This is a genomic window from Neobacillus cucumis (assembly GCF_002860255.1).
Classification (GTDB): domain Bacteria; phylum Bacillota; class Bacilli; order Bacillales; family Cytobacillaceae; genus Neobacillus; species Neobacillus cucumis_A.
This window is the reverse complement of record NZ_PGVE01000090.1, coordinates 43,277-60,368: the sequence shown is the minus strand read 5'-3', so window position 1 is coordinate 60,368 and position 17,092 is coordinate 43,277. Positions and strand designations below refer to the sequence as shown.

The following is a 17,092-nucleotide window of genomic DNA, read 5'->3' as shown; positions in this document are numbered from 1 at the left end:
AAAAAAATGTTTTAATAGGGATATGCTAAAGATGGTCTTTATGATCATCTTTTTATTTTTTTAAGCCTAGGAGAGGATTTATGAATTTTCGCATTGGTTATCGGACAATTAAAACTGCGGTAGGAACAGCTATATCCATTTTAATTGCTCAGCAGCTTGGATTACACAACTTCGCATCAGCAGGAATATTAACTATTTTATGTATCCAAGTAACAAAAAGAAGGTCACTTCGCACAGCGTGGGATCGATTTTTAGCTTGTGTATTAGCGATGCCTATTTCGGCACTTTTTTTCGAGGGAATTGCTTATCAGCCTATTGTAATTGGTATTATGCTGCTCTTTTTTATTCCAATTATCGTTATGTTAAAGGCCCGGGACGGTGTTGTTACAAGCAGTGTCATCATTTTGCATATCTTTATGGCGCGCCATATTTCATGGGATTTATTCTTTAATGAACTTGGGGTAATAACAGTTGGTATAGGTGTTGCCTTGCTCATAAACCTTTATATGCCAAGTGTGGATAAAAAACTCAAAGTATACCAAATAAAAATCGAGGAAAATTTTAAAATTATCTTTTGTGAAATGGTAAGGTATCTAAGAACAGGAGAGAGCAGCTGGGATGGGAAAGAAATCACTGAAAGTGCTAAGCTGCTTGATGAGGCAAAAATGATTGCTTTAAGAGATTTTGAAAACCATATTCTTCGTGAAGATAATCTTTACTTTCAATATTTTAAAATGAGAGAAAAACAATTTGAAATTATTGAACGTCTTTTACCTATGGTTACTTCACTAACTAGGACGGTGGTTCAGGGAAAGATGGTGGCGGCTTTTCTTGAGGAACTTTCAGAGAATATCCATCCGGGGAATACAGCTTATATTTATATCGATAAATTAAGAGAAATGAAAAAAGAATTTGAAGAAATGGAACTGCCTAAAACTAGAGAGGAATTTGAAGTTCGTGCGGCACTATTACAATTAGTTAATGAGATGAATGAATATCTTATTATCAAAAGCTCTCTTTATGTGAAAAAAATAAATGCGCATGAAACGAAGAAACGAGAGGTAAACTAGGGGAAAAAGGCAGGTGGTTGGATTGATTAAACTATTATCGCCTCTCCTCATGACTTTCTTTCTCGCACCTCTATGGCCATTAGGGCAGAATCCTATGCCGGGCGACCCCTTCGTTATTGTAAATAAAGCAAAAAACGAACTAGCGTATATAAATGAAAACAAGGTGCAAACGATTGTCAGTGTGGGTACTGGAAAAACTGAGGATTTAACACCCGAAGGGCTTTTTACGATCACGGTGAAAGCAAAAAACCCATACTATCGTAAAAAGAACATTCCTGGAGGCGACCCGAATAATCCACTTGGAGCGAGATGGATCGGCTTTGATGCAAAAGGAACAGACGGAAGAATATATGGGATCCATGGAACCAATCAGCCAGATTCCATTGGTAAATATGTTTCCCAAGGCTGTATCCGCACCCAAAATGAGGTGGTTGCCTCTCTTTTTCCATTCATCCCGTTAGGAACGAAAATACTTGTTACTTCCTCAAATAAATCATTCGATATTTTAGCAAAAGAAAACGGAGCAATGAAATAAGAAGGGGCTGTTCGAATTCGAACAGCCCCTTCTTATTTTTTATGATATAAAACTTGCAATGCCTAATAGGAGGGTTGAGGCCAGCATGGCAAAAAGCATGAGATAGACAATAATTTTTCTTGTTTTCTTTTTAGACAATTGTAATACCTCCCTATGTCTTTCATTTGCTAATCCCTATTTTACTAGGAAAAGCCTAATTGAACAACGGAACAAGTAAGTAAATCAGGAAGGATTTATGAATTTTTTAACGAATAAGGTAATTGTCTGAGTTATTTTAATTTTGGAACAGAGGGGAAAACATGATTAATAAAGTTGACCATATTGGAATTGCCGTAAAGTCTCTTGAGCACACCTTGCCATTTTACACGGACGTATTAAAACTTTCATTACTAGGGATTGAAGAGGTTGACAACCAAAAGGTCAAAGTGGCTTTTCTAAAAGCAGGTGAAACAAAAATAGAGCTTCTAGAGCCAACCTCAGAGGATAGCCCGATTGCTGGCTTTATTGCTAAACGAGGAGAAGGAATTCATCATGTGGCTCTTGGTGTAGCATCGATTGAAGAAAGGATCGCAGAAATGAAGGAACAGGGGATCCGGATGATAGATGACAAACCGCGTCTAGGGGCTCTCGGGGCACAAATTGCTTTCATGCACCCGAAATCTGCAGCAGGTGTTCTAGTTGAGCTTTGTGAAAAAAAAAGGGGATGAAGGGGTAAAATGATCGACATTTATGAAAAAATTAATGAGTTGTATGATAAGCGCAGGGAAGTAGAGCTTGGAGGCGGGGATGAAAGAATTGATAAGCAGCATGAAAAAGGGAAATTGACAGCTCGAGAAAGAATCGACTTGTTAGTGGATAAAGACAGTTTTGTTGAATTAAACCCTTTTATTGAACACCGAACCAACGATTTTGGTTTAGATGAACAAAAGGGTCCTGGTGATGGGGTCGTGACTGGTTTTGGCAAAGTAAATGGCCGGCCAATCTATTTATTCTCACAGGATTTTACTGTGTTTGGCGGTGCATTAGGAGAAATGCATGCAAAAAAAATTGTAGCCGTAATGGACTTAGCGGCCAAAAACGGTACTCCCTTTGTTGGCCTTAATGATTCAGGTGGAGCACGCATTCAAGAAGGTGTGGTTTCACTGGATGGGTATGGACATATCTTTTACCGGAATGCTATTTACTCAGGAGTGATTCCTCAAATTTCCGTCATCATGGGACCGTGCGCCGGTGGTGCCGTTTATTCACCAGCTATTACTGATTTTGTTTTTATGGTTGAGAAAATCAGTCAAATGTTTATTACAGGGCCAAAGGTTATTGAAACCGTAACGGGTGAGAAGATTTCCCCAGAAGACCTTGGCGGGGCGGATGTTCATAACTCAATTAGTGGAAATGCCCATTTTCAAGCGGGGACGGAAGCAGAGGTTTTGGAAAATGTACGGAGACTGCTAAGCTATCTTCCTCAAAATAATTCAGAGAAGCCGCCTTTACTAGTGGTGGAAGAGGAAAATGATTATCGTCCGGATTTAATGGATGTAGTCCCATTTGATGCCGTCCGACCTTATGATGTAAGAAAGGTGATTGAGCAAGTCGTGGATGAGGATTCTTTTATGGAGATTCATCAAAACTTTGCCAAAAACATTGTCGTTGGTTTTGCACGAATAAAAGGTGAAACAGTTGGACTAGTCTGCAATCAGCCAAAAGTGATGGCAGGGGGCCTAGATATTGATTCTTCTGATAAAGCCGCAAGGTTTATCAGGACATGTGACTCCTTTAATATTCCAATTATCACCTTTGAAGATGTAACCGGTTTCTTTCCTGGGGTTAAGCAGGAACATGGGGGAATTATTCGCCATGGAGCTAAAATTTTATTTGCTTATTCCGAAGCAACTGTTCCAAAACTTACAGTTATTTTACGTAAAGCCTATGGCGGGGCATATGTAGCGTTAAATAGCAAGTCTATAGGTGCTGATTTAGTATTTGCCTGGCCAAATGCTGAAATCGCTGTAATGGGCCCACAAGGGGCTGCTAATATCATCTTTGCAAAAGAAATTAACAGTAGTAATAACCCTGAGCTTACCAGGCAGCAAAAAATTGATGAATATCGGCAAAAATTTGCAAACCCTTATGTGGCAGCAAGCAGAGGCATGGTGGATGATGTAATTGACCCCCGGGATACAAGGATAAAAATTATTCAAGCGCTAGAAATGTTAAAAAATAAAAAAGAGTCCAGACCCGCCAAAAAACACGGTAATATCCCTCTTTAATTTACTCATACTCTCTTTCATTTGATGATATATCAATTAAAGAGGTATACTGATATAGGAAAAGTAGAGGTGTTTTGACAAGTAACCTCTGCTAGAAATGGTGAGTACATAAATTGGAGGTCAATAATGGTTAATCAGGAACGTCTCTTGAATGAATTTTTAGAATTAGTACAAATTGATTCAGAAACAAAATTTGAGGCTGAGATTGCTAAAGTATTAAAACAAAAGTTTACCGAATTAGGTCTTGATGTTTTTGAAGATGATACAATGGATGTAACAGGGCATGAGGCAGGAAACTTAATTTGTACACTTCCCGCTCTAAAAGAAGGAGTAGATCCGATTTATTTCTCCTGCCATATGGATACTGTTACACCTGCCAAAGGGGTTAAACCTTCAATTAAAGACGGTTATGTAGTAACAGATGGTACAACCATCTTAGGTGCCGATGATAAAACAGGTATAGCTGTAATGCTTGAAACCATTCGTTTATTAAAAGAACAAAATATCCCTCATGGCCTAATTCAGTTTGTCATCTCTGTTGGCGAGGAATCTGGCTTACAGGGTGCCAAAGCAATTGATCCAACATTGTTGAAAGCCAAATACGGGTATGCCCTTGACAGCGATGGGTTAGTTGGAAATGTAGTTGTTGCTGCACCAACTCAAGCTAAGGTTAAAGCCATTATCTACGGAAAAACAGCGCATGCAGGTGTAGCTCCAGAAAAAGGGGTTTCAGCGATTACCATTGCTGCTAAATCCATTGCAAGGATGCCATTAGGGAGAATCGATCATGAAACAACTGCTAATATTGGCCGTTTTGAAGGAGGTCAAGCTACTAATATCGTTTGCGACCGGGTAGATATTTTAGCAGAAGCTCGATCACTTATTCCTGAAAAAATGCAGGCTCAAGTAAAAAAAATGAAAGAAGCATTTGAAACCGTTGCAGCGGAAATGGGCGGCAGAGCGGAAGTGGAAGTGGAAGTTATGTATCCTGGCTTTAAATTCGGCGAAGGGGACCAAGTGGTGGAAATTGCCCGTAGAGCTGCTGCCAAAATTGGCCGCAGCTGTGAACTTCAGCATAGTGGAGGCGGAAGCGATGCCAATGTATTTAATGGATTCAATATTCCAACCGTAAATTTAGCTGTTGGTTATGAAGAAATCCATACGACAAATGAGCGTATGCCGATTGAGGAATTGTATAAGCTTGCTGAAATGACTATTGCCATTATAGACGAAGTAACAAATCAATAATCAATTCTAGCTGAAGGAGAGCCATGCGGCCTCCTTTTTTGTTATACTATTATAAGAACAAATGTTTTAAGGGTGTGTTTGTATGAAAGAAATGTATCCGAAAAACGGACGAGTCATTTTACACGTAGATATGAATAGTTTTTATGCTTCAGTTGAGATGGCCTTTGACCCTGACTTGAAGGGCAAAGCGGTTGCGATTGCTGGAAATGTGGAGGAACGAAGAGGAATTATTGTTACCTGCAGCTACGAGGCAAGAAAATATGGTGTAAAAACAACGATGCCGCTTTGGGAAGCCAAAAAACTTTGTCCACACCTAGTGGTTATGAAGCCTAATTTTGAGCGCTACCGGGCGGCATCAACTGCAATGTTTGAACTTCTTAGACAGTATACTGAACTAGTCGAACCGGTTTCGATTGATGAAGGTTATATGGACATAACGGAAAGCTTTTCATTTGGCAGTCCAATTGAAATAGCGGAAAGTATACAAAAAAGAATCCTAGAACAGTTGGATTTACCATGTAGTATTGGAATTGCTCCAAATAAATTTTTAGCAAAAACGGCGTCCGATATGAAAAAACCAATGGGAATTACAATCCTGCGGAAACGAGATATTCCTTCCGTACTGTGGCCCTTAAATACGAACGACATGCACGGAGTCGGTCATAAGACGGCAGAGAAACTGAAAACCATTGGAATTCAGACCATTGGGGATTTAGCAAAAGCAAATGACATCCAATTAAAATCTCTGCTTGGAATTAATGGAATTCGAATAAAAGAAAGGGCAAATGGCGTTGACTTTCGGCCTGTTGACCCTGAATCCGTCTCGGAATTCAAAAGTGTTGGAAATTCAACTACCTTGCCAAGAGATATTAGTAATCAACAAGAGTTGTTTCACGTACTAGAAGGATTAGCTGATACGGTTTCAACTAGATTAAGGCGTAAAACAGTTATGGCAACGGCCTTGGCAATAACCATTCGGTACAAAGATCGGAAGACGATTACGAAGAGCATGAAATTGCTGAATCCGATTCATCATAAGGAGGATATTTCGGAGGTTGCTAAGCACCTTTTTTTAAAGGCATGGAATGGGGATCCTATACGATTGTTAGGGATTACCGGTAATGAATTAGTTGATCAGGATCACGCATATAAGCAATTGGATATATTTTCTTTTGAAAAAGATGCCAAAAAAGAGCCGCTATTAAACACTCTTTCCAACCTGCGCGAAAAATATGGAAAAAATATTATTGAAAGTGCTGGCAAACATTCCAAGGAGCAAGTTGAAAATGTAGGAACTGAGACGAGTTTTAATAAGGATTTTTTACGCACCTTTCCTGAAAAACGAAAGGACGAACATTAAAAAGCTCCACTTTGTTAAAAACAAAGGGAGCTTTTATTTTAAAAGAGGGAATATAAATTTCGACTCCGAGAATTGTCCAGCTCCAGGCGCCATCGGCTTGTGCTTGTCGCCGATAGACGGCCCCTTGCGCTTTTCTTATTTACAAATATCAACCTCTAAATCAGTGACAGGCCACCAGAAGAAGCCGTCTTTTTCTAAAAGCTCATCGGCTGCCTTTGGACCCATTGTTCCGGATTCATAATTAGGAAATTCAGCTTTTGTTTTTTCCCAAGCTTCTGAAATCTTATCTACGAAAGCCCAAGAGTATGCTACTTCATCCCAATGCGTGAAATTGGTTGCATCTCCTCTCATGCAATCGTATAAGAGCTTTTCATACCCTTCAGGAGTATTCATTGCATGAATGCCTGTATTCGCAAAGCTTAATTTTACTTCTTGAGCATCAAGATGTCCTCCTGCTTTTTTTGCGTTTAGATGCAGCGTGATACCCTCCTCTGGTTGAATGTGGATAACTAGGAGGTTCGGATTCAACATTTTTTCTGGCTGATAATATAAATTCATCGGAATGTCCTTAAATTGTACAACGATTTTCGTAGATTTAGTGGCCATCCTTTTACCAGTACGGATATAAAATGGTACTCCTGCCCAACGGAAGTTATCAATCATAATCTTTCCAGCTACAAAGGTTTCCGTGTTGGATTCTTTATCAACCATGGCTTCATCGCGATATTTCGGAACCTTTTCATCCTGAATGGTTCCCTCACCATATTGTCCGCGGACAAAATATTGTTTTACTTCCTCACCTTCGAATGTTCTAAGGGACCTGAACACTCTGACCTTTTCAGACCGAACTTCATCCGTGGTGAGACTAATTGGTGGTTCCATTGCCAGCAATGCCACCATCTGCATCATATGATTTTGCAGCATATCTCTTAACGCACCGCTTGTTTCATAGTAACGCCCGCGCTCTTCCACACCAAGTGTTTCACTCGAAGTAATTTGAATATTGGAAATATATCGGTTATTCCAAAGAGGTTCAAAAATGGCATTCGCAAAACGAATGACCTCAATGTTTCGCACCATTTCTTTTCCTAAATAGTGGTCAATCCGGTATACTTCTTTTTCTGAAAAGGCACTTCTAATCTGTTGGTTTAACTCTTTAGCTGATTCTAAATCGTGACCAAATGGTTTCTCAATGACAAGCCGTTTGTAGCCTTTTACATCAGTCAAACCATCAGATTTTAAATGCAAGGCAATTGGACCAAAGAATTCAGGCGCCATTGCCAAGTAAAAGATTCGATTTCCTTCAAGTTCATAATTTTCATCAATTTGATCAGCAAATTTTCTTAATGATACATACGAGCTGGAATCCGCTACATCATGAGATTGATAGTAGAAATGAGAAACAAATTCATCTAAGTTTTCTTTGTTTCCTAAAGCCGATATTACCGATTCCTTAACAGATCGCTGAAAATCCTCATTTGAAAGAGCTCTTCTTGCAACCCCAATTACGGCAAATTTGTCCATTTTATTCTTTGAAAATAATCGGTAAAGCGAAGGGAATAATTTCCGTTTGGCCAAATCTCCAGTTGCTCCAAATATCATAATTAACGAAGTCCTGTTTTGCTCCACGTTTTGTTACCTCTCTTTTCTTAATAGCCTAGTTATGTATTTTTTTTGCTTTTATTTAATTTATCTGTTTTCTTTAGGTTTCGCAAATATATTGAATTGCATGTAACAAAAAATTTTGATTTCAATTATGTACGTGCGACTTCTAAGAGCATTTAAAGACAGTTTGTGATATAGTATCCATAAAATAAGACAGAGAAGAAAGGAGCTTTAGATTGGACATATTTTTCTTAGGGACTGGCTCAGGGATGCCAGCTAAGCTTCGAAATGTTACATCCATTGCCCTCAAATTACTTGAAGAGCGAGGGACAATCTGGCTTTTTGATGTTGGTGAAGCCACTCAGCATCAAATACTACATACATCTATTAAACCACGGCGGATTGAAAAGATATTTATTACCCACTTGCATGGTGACCATATATACGGACTGCCCGGGTTGTTATCAAGCCGATCTTTTCAAGGCGGAGAATCGGAGGTTACAGTCTATGGGCCAAAAGGAATTAAAGAATATATACAGGTTAGTCTTGCATTAAGTCAATCCTATTTAAAATATCCCTTAAAAGTAATTGAAATTGACGAAGGAGTTATTTTCAAAGATGAGCAGTTCACAGTTGAAGCCCGCTTGTTAGAACACGGAATTCCTTCCTACGGATATCGAATTGTTGAGCAGGATAGACCAGGTACGCTGCTTGCTGACAAATTACAAGAAGAAGGGGTACAGCCAGGACCTATTTTTAGAAAAATAAAAAATGGTGAAACGGTTCTTCTTGAGGATGGCAGAGTGATTGAACCTGATAAATTCTTAGGACCTTCTCAAAAGGGACGTATTGTTACCATACTCGGTGATACACGATTTTGTGACAATGCCCGAAAGCTTGCTAAAGATGCTGATTTCCTTATACATGAGGCAACCTTTTCTAAAGGGGAGGAACAGCTTGCCTTTGATTATTTCCATTCAACCACACATCAAGCAGCTAAGATTGCACAACAAGCCGGCTGCAAACAATTGTGCCTAACTCATATAAGCTCTCGGTATGACAGACAGGCATGGCTGGAGCTGGTCGGAGAAGCAAAGGAAGTTTTTCCGAATACCGACATTTCTGAGGATTTTAAAGAATTTCATATTCCCCTTAGATAAAAAACAGCACTTACCAAAATAAAAGGTAAGTGCTGTTTTCTACTTAGACCTATTGTGAAATCCTGTCCTTACTTCTGTTCTCTAAGCTCGCTTAAGCGATAAGTTGTCCCGCGCCAGACGATCCCCCCGCGTTTATAAGTAAGAAAGCTTGCTCTTATAATTGAGTAGATAAAGAGTAAAGCTGTGATTGGCAGCACAAGAAACAAAGCAGGGGAGAATACTGTCATCTTTTTGATGATAATAAAATAAAGAACCCCACTTGTAATTATGTTTCCAATGCTTAACAGGACAATCGTTTTGTTTGATGCAAAAATAGTTAAGAATGGCAGGACATTGGTAACGAAGACACCAAAAATTGAAAAAAACACCATACCCATTGAATAATTTAAACCTGCGAACGTATTTTTTTCCAGACCAACGAATGCCTCTTTAAGATTTCCATACCATTCCACTTCCAGCAGGCGCAGTGCTGAGACAATTCTTTGCCGGTAGCCAGCACGTTTCATTTTCATACCTAATTGTAAGTCATCATCTGGCCGCATTTTTAACTTTTTATGTGTTCCAAATGATTCATAAGCCTTTTTCGATACAAGATTAAAGGCGCCAATTCCTGTTCCAATTTTCGATTTTGGATTATTGGCCATCCAAGGACGTTTAAAATAAGAAAATCCGAATAGAAAAAAGGCGACAAATGATTTAAGCCAAAAGCGGCTGGCACTTAAATTTGGTGCAGCTGTTAAATGGTCTAGGTTATGCCTTTCAAAGTAATGAAGCGCCTTGGCAAAGGCCTCCTTTTCATATTTTACATCTGCATCCGTAAACAAGATCCATTGTCCCGAGGCCTGAAGTGCGCCCTTATACAAGGCATGATTTTTACCAAGCCAGCCCTCCGGCAATTCCTTAATATGAATGACTTTCATTCTAGAGTCTTCTCGAGCTAATTGTTCCATGATTAGCCCAGTTGTATCTGTTGAACGATCATTGACAAGAATCCACTGTACATTTTTGTAGGTTTGGTTCAATTGGCTTAACAAACTGTCTTTAATATGTTTTTCTTCATTTCTGGCTGCAACGATGACAGTTAATAACGGCCCTGAATTCAAACTATTTTCTAATTCTAAAGAATCAAAGTTTCGAAAACCTAATAAGGCATCGATTAAAAAAACAATCCAAACCAGAATACCCATGGTGAACAAAATGATTAGGATATTTTCCATTTTTCCAGTCCTTTGATTATTTTCTTAGCAGGTTATGGTATAAAACCTGTTTGGTAATACAAATTTACATGGGTTTGCCAACGTTTAATTCTGAACTTAAGGCTTTCCCCATCTTTTTAGATTGGGCTGTGGCGGCCTTAATACAAGAAATAAATGCTTGCTGTACCCCGTATTCTTCTAGAACTCGAATTCCTGCCTCTGTAGTGCCGCCGGGACTTGTTACTTCACGTCGCAGCTGTTCAGGGGATTTTGATGAGTTCTTCACCATTTCTGCTGCGCCGATTAGGGTTTGGACAATTAGTTCTTGGGCAATATGTTTTTCAAGACCTATCTCATCCGCACTATTCTCCATTGCTTCAATTAGGTAATAAATATAGGCAGGACCGCTTCCAGACAACCCTGTCACAGCATCAAGCTGTTCTTCCTCAACGAACTTTGCTAAACCAACTGTTTCGAATAGTTTCCTAATGTTCTCAAGCTGCTCAGTGGTTACCCGTTCATTTACGGCAATAGCAGTAGCAGATTTTCCAACTGCTGCCGATGTATTAGGCATGGAGCGGGCGATTGATAGGGGTTTTCTTGCTAATGTTTCAATCGTACTCATTGATATTCCGGCGAGAACGGAAACAATAAGCATGTCATCCGATAGATGTTCATGTATATAGTCTATGGCTCTGTCTGCGTCTTTAGGTTTCATAGCAAGCATCACAATGTCTGCTCCATCAAAAAGCGTGTTTAATTCATACGTACTGCAGATTCCGTACCGTTCCTCAAGGTGTTTCAATCTTTCCTTATTCGCATTATTTGTTACCCAAATGTTTTTTCTGTCCATTATTTGATTTTCAAGCAAGCCTGATATGATGGCCTCAGCCATAGAACCAGCGCCAACAATAGCAATTTTTTTCATCTTTTCTCCTCCTATTGAAATGAAGTGATTATGCTTGATAGCCTCTTATTTGTCAAGAGATCAATTATAAGAATTTTTCGCCTTTTCTAAAAAAACGTTGCTTAAAAAATGACAATACGTGAAAAAATGGCTAAACTTTAATTTATAAATGAAATGACACATAACGTTCATATTTTTTAATAAATTTCTTTATTTAACCATAATGTTAAGGAGTTTTTTATATGACAGAATGGAGAAATGGAATCGCCAAAATCCCACTGCCAACCCCTTTCGCAGTGGGAGATGTGAATACTTATCTGATTAAGGGGGAGCGTTTAACCCTTGTTGATGCAGGAGTAAAAACAGAAGAGTGCTGGAATTCCTTTAAACAACAGTTGGCTGAATTAGACTTAAGCCCCGATAATATTGAGCAAGTGATTCTTACCCACCATCATCCTGATCATGTTGGGATGCTTGATTTTTTTTCTGCCTCGTTAGAGGTTTACGGTCATCCCCTTAACGAACGATGGATTCATCCCACAGAAGAATTTTTTCAACTCCAGGAAGAATTCTATTCAGTGATTTTCAGAGAATTTGGTCTGCCAGAAGAATATTTTCCTTTCCTGTCTAGGCTTCGGAATACTTTTAAATATTCGTGTAATCGTTCATTAACTGGTTCGCTTGTAGAGGGGATGCGTCCTATCGGGCTTAGTGAATGGCAGGTTATAGAAACCCCGGGCCATGCCCAAAGCCAAATTGCACTCTTTCGGGAGAAGGATGGAATCCTGATTGCTGGTGATTTAATTTTAGCTCATATTTCACCTAATCCATTGCTCGAACCGCCAGTGCCTGGGAAAACGGAAAGGCCGAAGCCGCAGCTGCAGCATAACGAATCGATGAAAAAGCTTTTATCCTATCCTATTCAATGTGTCTACACAGGTCATGGGGAGGAGGTTTATCAATTAGCCGAACTGATTGAGAAAAGACTTACTCGGCAGCATGAACGGGCGATGACCGTTTATAGCTGGCTAAAAGAGGAACAATTAACTGTCTTTGAGATTTGTAAACGCCTTTTTCCAACGGTCTATCAGCGCGAATTGATGTTAACTATTTCGGAGAGTGTCGCCCAGCTTGACTATTTATCATCTATCGGGGAAATTATTAGTAGTACTAGTAAACCTGTTTTCTATCAATCAAGACACCGGTAGATCGGGTTTAAACTCTGATGGGGTGTTAAATGTTGAAGGAACAATTGAAGGGTAAAAATATTGTTATAACAGGTGCCTCCGGTGGAATTGGGGCGGATATTGCTAAGCTTTGCGCTGCTAACGGGGCCAATCTTGTCCTGCTTGCAAGAAGTATTGATAAGCTTGAGCAGTTAAAATTAACCTTAGAGCAGCATCAAATAAGTGTGGATGTATTTCAGCTTGATGTATCAGATACAGACCGAATAAAAGAGGTTTTTGAACAAATCCTTATGAAAATAGGTCATATTGATATACTAGTTAATAATGCCGGCTTTGGGGTATTCCGGGAGGCTCATGAAGCCCCAATAGATGAGATTAAGGGAATGTTTAATGTAAATGTAGTTGGCTTGATGGCGTGTACCAGCATGGTGCTGCCAATCATGCGGGAACGCCGTTTCGGCCATATTATTAATATTGCATCCCAGGCCGGTAAGCTCGCGACACCAAAGTCAAGCGTGTATTCAGCCACAAAGCATGCTGTTCTCGGATATACAAATGCCTTAAGGATGGAGCTTGATGATTATAATGTTCAGGTGACATCGGTAAACCCAGGACCGATTGCCACTAACTTTTTTAATATTGCTGATGAAAAGGGCACCTACGTAAAGAATGTACAGCGGTTTATGCTGCAGCCAGAATATGTCGCTCAAAAAGTGGTGGAGAGCATGCTGACAAAGACGAGAGAAATCAATCTCCCTCGCTGGATGAACATGGGAAGCGTTGTTTATGTGCTTTTTCCGCGGCTGTTTGAACGAATTGGAAAACGAGTGCTTAATTCTAAATAAAAGGATAGTTGGAAAAAGCTGCTTTATAAAAGGCGGCTTTTTCATTTCAGAGAAATGGTATAATGGATTAATTCATTAGATAAATAGAACTGCCTTCGGGAGGAGTCAGGGATTTGAGTATTAAAGTAAATCAAAAAGTCATTAAAGAATTGTGCGGAACAGTTTCCTATAAAAGGGGTGAGACCTTTTTCCGCTCTAATAAAGTTATGTTTCAACAATATGGACCGGACCGATATGAAGCAACCGTGTCCGGAACAGAGAATTTCTATGTTGTAATTGAAAAGGAGGGCCATGAGCGTTTTCACTCTAGATGCAGCTGCCCTACACTTGCCTCCTTTCAAAAGGATTGCCAGCATATCGCAGCGGTTCTGTTAACCATTCATGCTTTTCAAATGAAAGGAACCAGCCCGTTTGTTTCTACAGCTTTTCATCGAAGTGACATAGCTGAAGATGTGCTGAACATTTTTCAAAGCAAGCCAAGACGTCCCAGCGGTCATCAACAACATTTTGAAAATAGGCTTGTTCTTAATGTTGAGTTTCTTATTAAAGCTATTAGGAGTAAAACAGGATCTCCTTCACTGGGAATAGAGATGAGCATCGAACATACTAAAGTGGAAAATATCAGGAGTTTCCTAGAAGGAGTTCAATCAGGTCATTCTTCCCAGCTTTCTAGCTCGTTTTTGTATGATCCGAACAAACACTGCTTCCAAGCACAGGAGGATGCTGTTATTCAACATCTCATTCAACACGTTCATGATGTGTCAAATTCTTCTGATATGAATAACACAGAACTTCTGGCGATTCCACCGTCTTCTTGGAAAGCATTGCAAACCTTACTAACAAGGGCCCCTCTTGTAAAGCTTGAAAATGACGGGTGTATTTTTAATAGTTTTCAACTAACAGAGGAACTTCCACCCTTGCAGTTTGAATTTTCGGAAGCTGAGACGAATGGTTATTGGTTTAAGGTAAAAGGCCTGTCTCGAATGATGGTATTAGACGCCTATGGGTCCGTTATGTCTGCCGATAAAATGATTAACTTGAACGCCGAGGATTGTCAACATCTGGCTGAGCTTAAACAGATGCTGGACGCTACGGGGACAAACCAAATTTTTATTCCTCAAGGGCAGATACAGCCGTTTTTGGAAAAAGTAGTTCCAGGCTTGAAAAAACTAGGGCATGTTAAGTTATCGAATCTACTTGCCAAAAGATTTATGAAGACGCCTTTGACAGCCAAACTGTACTTGGATCGGGTAAAAAACCGTTTGCTTGCCGGTTTAGAGTTTCATTATGATCACCTAGCTATTAACCCGTTGGAAGATAGGGGTGGTTTTGCGGACGTCCAGATTATTAGAGACGAAGAAAAGGAAAATCTAATTATAGAATTGATGGAGGAAAGTTCTTTCGTTAAGACCGACAGCGGGTATTTTTTACACAATGAAGAACTAGAATATGAATTCCTTTACCATGTAGTTCCGAAGCTTCAAAAACTAGTTCAAATTTATGCTACAACAGCTATTAGAAACCGAATCTTTAGAGGGACAACCATACGCCCGGCTCTTAGGGTAAAGCTAAAAAAAGAACGAACGAATTGGCTTGAATTTAAATTCGAACTTAAAGGTATTTCCCAACAGGAAATTAAAGAAGTATTAATGGCTCTGGAAGAAAAGCGCAAATATTATCGTCTGCGTAATGGCAGTCTACTCTCGTTAGAGACGAGAGAGTTTAAAGAAATTCAGCGTTTCTTAAAAGAAGTTCCTGTCCAAAAGGATGAAAATGAAAACATTTTCGAGGTTTCCGTTCTACAAGGGCTTTCTCTCCTTGATTCAGTGGATGACAGTAAGGTACTTATGCTTGAGGACTCCTTCCGTCAGTTTCTTGGAAACCTAAGTAATCCTGCTAGTTTAAGGTTTGAGCTGCCTTTAGGTTTGGAGTTGATCCTGCGTGAATATCAAAAACACGGCTATCAATGGATGAAAACTCTGGCCCATTATGGTTTTGGCGGAATTCTTGCAGATGATATGGGACTTGGTAAAACATTGCAGAGCATTACATTTATTCTGTCGGAGCTTACTTTTATTCGTAATCAAAAACAGCCAGTTCTAATTGTCTGTCCATCTTCTTTATCCTACAACTGGTTAAATGAAATAATGAAATTTGCTCCAGAGCTGCAAGCAGTTGTGGTGGATGGTCACAAGCGGGAACGGAACAGGATTCAGAAAGAGGCCATGGATATGGATGTGGTCATCACCTCCTATCCGATACTGCGCAGGGATATTCAATGGTATGAGAAGCAATCCTTTCATACCATCTTTTTTGACGAGGCACAGGCGTTTAAAAACCCGATTACGCAAACCGCTAAAAGTGTAAAAAAGCTTAATTCCAATTACCGTTTTGCACTTACTGGTACACCAGTGGAGAATTCACCGGAAGAATTGTGGTCGATCTTTCATGTAGTATTTCCTGAATTATTTAAGGGATTGAAAGAATTTAGCCAGCTTACCAAGAAGAAAATTGCCCGTAGAGTCCGTCCTTTTTTGCTGCGCAGAATGAAGGAGGATGTAGCATCAGAGCTTCCTGAAAAACTAGAGTCTATAGAAATAGCTGAACTTCTTCCTGACCAAAAGAAGCTGTATGCTGCTTATTTGGCAAAATTAAGGGAGGATACTCTAAAACATCTTGATAAGGAAACTATCAGGAAAAACAGGATAAAAATTCTTGCGGGTCTAACCCGCTTGCGGCAAATTTGCTGTCACCCAAGCTTGTTTGTTGAAGGGTACAAAGGAAACTCTGCAAAATTAGACATGCTGCTTAGAATTGTGGAGGAGTCCAGACTCTCCGGGCGCAGGGTCCTAATCTTCTCGCAGTTTACTAAAATGCTTGAGTTAATAGGGAGAAATTTAGGAATGCAAGCTCTGCCTTTTTTCTATTTGGATGGTCAAACCCCTGCTCAAGAAAGAGTGGAAATTTGCCGTCGTTTTAATGAAGGGGAACGTGACTTCTTCTTGATTTCTTTAAAAGCTGGCGGGACAGGCCTCAATTTGACTGGAGCTGATACGGTGATTTTGTATGATATTTGGTGGAATCCTGCAGTGGAGGACCAAGCAGCAGACCGGGCTCATCGGATTGGTCAAAAAAATACTGTCCAAGTGATTAAACTTGTTACCCGTGGGACCATCGAAGAAAAAATGAGTGAGCTTCAGGATAAAAAGCGGCACCTGATTGAAGAAATTATCCAATCCTCTAATGAACAGAAAACCTCCCTTTTAACAGAAGAAGACATTCGGGAGATTCTTTCTTAAATATAGAAATACACCTGTTGATTGGAGCTCCAGGCGCGAAGCGCCTGGAGCGTAAATCAGCAGCCTTGTCGAAAAGCCTAAATAAAAAGGCTATCGAAAGTTTTCAACAGCCTGAGCCTCTCTTTAAAGAGGCTTATTTTAATTAGTTAAGAATTCATATACTACATCATTTACAACCTCATATAAATCCGCTGTGGGCTCGTCCTCTTTCCATTGAAGAATTCGATTGGTTAACAGGTTCAAATCCTGTTCGCCAATTGGGATGGAATCCGTTTCATAATATTGTTTAAAACAATTTTTAATCATCTTGACCACTAGTTTTTTATCCATCAACGACACCTCCCCCTCATTATAACGCTTTTACCAGCTGGAAACCTCTCAAAAAATTTCCATTGAATACGAACGCATATTCC

15 protein-coding genes are annotated in these 17,092 nt (G+C 39.6%); 10 read left to right on the top strand and 5 right to left on the bottom strand.

Annotation, left to right across the window (positions count from 1 at the left end; translation table 11 throughout):
• Positions 1–80: 80 nt before the first annotated feature.
• Together CVD27_RS23690 and CVD27_RS23685 are read left to right on the top strand one after the other, a co-directional pair.
• Complete coding sequence (locus tag CVD27_RS23690; RefSeq protein WP_101651050.1) at positions 81–1,070, top strand: aromatic acid exporter family protein; 990 nt, start codon at positions 81–83, stop codon at positions 1,068–1,070.
• Positions 1,071–1,119: 49 nt separating this feature from the next.
• Entirely contained in the window at positions 1,120–1,605 is a 486-nt protein-coding gene (locus tag CVD27_RS23685) for a L,D-transpeptidase (RefSeq protein ID WP_101651272.1), read from the top strand.
• Positions 1,606–1,644: 39 nt separating this feature from the next.
• Here the strand turns inward: CVD27_RS23685 and prli42 are convergent, their stop codons facing one another.
• A complete protein-coding gene (gene prli42, locus CVD27_RS28385; protein WP_180960418.1) occupies positions 1,645–1,743 on the bottom strand; it encodes a stressosome-associated protein Prli42 in 99 nt (32 codons plus the stop codon).
• A gap of 161 nt (positions 1,744–1,904) precedes the next feature.
• Between prli42 and mce the strand changes: the two genes are divergently transcribed.
• The 4 genes from mce (at position 1,905) to CVD27_RS23665 (ending at position 6,480) form a co-directional block, all read left to right on the top strand.
• Positions 1,905–2,312, top strand: a complete 408-nt coding sequence (gene mce, locus CVD27_RS23680; RefSeq protein WP_101651048.1) for a methylmalonyl-CoA epimerase — start codon at positions 1,905–1,907, stop codon at positions 2,310–2,312.
• A 9-nt stretch (positions 2,313–2,321) separates the two neighbouring features.
• Entirely contained in the window at positions 2,322–3,872 is a 1,551-nt protein-coding gene (locus CVD27_RS23675; protein ID WP_101651045.1) for an acyl-CoA carboxylase subunit beta, read from the top strand.
• A 126-nt stretch (positions 3,873–3,998) separates the two neighbouring features.
• Positions 3,999–5,120: a tripeptidase T gene (locus CVD27_RS23670; RefSeq protein ID WP_101651043.1), complete on the top strand. Its 1,122-nt coding sequence runs from the start codon at positions 3,999–4,001 to the stop codon at positions 5,118–5,120.
• Between the two features lie 82 nt (positions 5,121–5,202).
• Positions 5,203–6,480, top strand: coding sequence for a DNA polymerase IV (locus CVD27_RS23665; protein WP_101651040.1), 1,278 nt, complete (start codon positions 5,203–5,205; stop codon positions 6,478–6,480).
• Between the two features lie 135 nt (positions 6,481–6,615).
• Here the strand turns inward: CVD27_RS23665 and zwf are convergent, their stop codons facing one another.
• Entirely contained in the window at positions 6,616–8,082 is a 1,467-nt protein-coding gene (gene zwf / locus CVD27_RS23660; protein WP_219621330.1) for a glucose-6-phosphate dehydrogenase, read from the bottom strand.
• Positions 8,083–8,321: 239 nt separating this feature from the next.
• Here zwf and rnz point away from each other — a divergent pair, with 239 nt between their 5' ends.
• Positions 8,322–9,245, top strand: a complete 924-nt coding sequence (rnz, locus tag CVD27_RS23655) for a ribonuclease Z (RefSeq protein WP_101651036.1) — start codon at positions 8,322–8,324, stop codon at positions 9,243–9,245.
• A gap of 68 nt (positions 9,246–9,313) precedes the next feature.
• Here the strand turns inward: rnz and CVD27_RS23650 are convergent, their stop codons facing one another.
• Both CVD27_RS23650 and proC read right to left on the bottom strand, forming a co-directional pair.
• A complete protein-coding gene (locus CVD27_RS23650) occupies positions 9,314–10,432 on the bottom strand; it encodes a glycosyltransferase (RefSeq protein WP_257984469.1) in 1,119 nt (372 codons plus the stop codon).
• A gap of 94 nt (positions 10,433–10,526) precedes the next feature.
• The gene (gene proC, locus CVD27_RS23645; protein ID WP_101651034.1) at positions 10,527–11,369 is read right to left on the bottom strand and encodes a pyrroline-5-carboxylate reductase; all 843 of its coding nucleotides are present in this window, start codon (positions 11,367–11,369) and stop codon (positions 10,527–10,529) included.
• Positions 11,370–11,590: 221 nt separating this feature from the next.
• Here proC and CVD27_RS23640 point away from each other — a divergent pair, with 221 nt between their 5' ends.
• The 3 genes from CVD27_RS23640 (at position 11,591) to CVD27_RS23630 (ending at position 16,679) form a co-directional block, all read left to right on the top strand.
• Positions 11,591–12,556 carry an MBL fold metallo-hydrolase gene (locus CVD27_RS23640; protein WP_101651032.1) on the top strand — a complete coding sequence of 322 codons (966 nt, stop codon included), beginning with the start codon at positions 11,591–11,593 and terminating at the stop codon, positions 12,554–12,556.
• Between the two features lie 29 nt (positions 12,557–12,585).
• Positions 12,586–13,380 (top strand): SDR family NAD(P)-dependent oxidoreductase, encoded by a 795-nt coding sequence (locus CVD27_RS23635; RefSeq protein WP_101651030.1) that lies wholly within the window; start codon positions 12,586–12,588, stop codon positions 13,378–13,380.
• A gap of 113 nt (positions 13,381–13,493) precedes the next feature.
• On the top strand, positions 13,494–16,679 hold the full coding sequence (locus CVD27_RS23630; protein ID WP_101651029.1) for a DEAD/DEAH box helicase: 3,186 nt from the start codon (positions 13,494–13,496) through the stop codon (positions 16,677–16,679).
• Positions 16,680–16,817: 138 nt separating this feature from the next.
• Here the strand turns inward: CVD27_RS23630 and CVD27_RS23625 are convergent, their stop codons facing one another.
• Positions 16,818–17,009 (bottom strand): YqzH family protein, encoded by a 192-nt coding sequence (locus CVD27_RS23625; RefSeq protein ID WP_101651027.1) that lies wholly within the window; start codon positions 17,007–17,009, stop codon positions 16,818–16,820.
• Positions 17,010–17,092 lie beyond the last annotated feature (83 nt).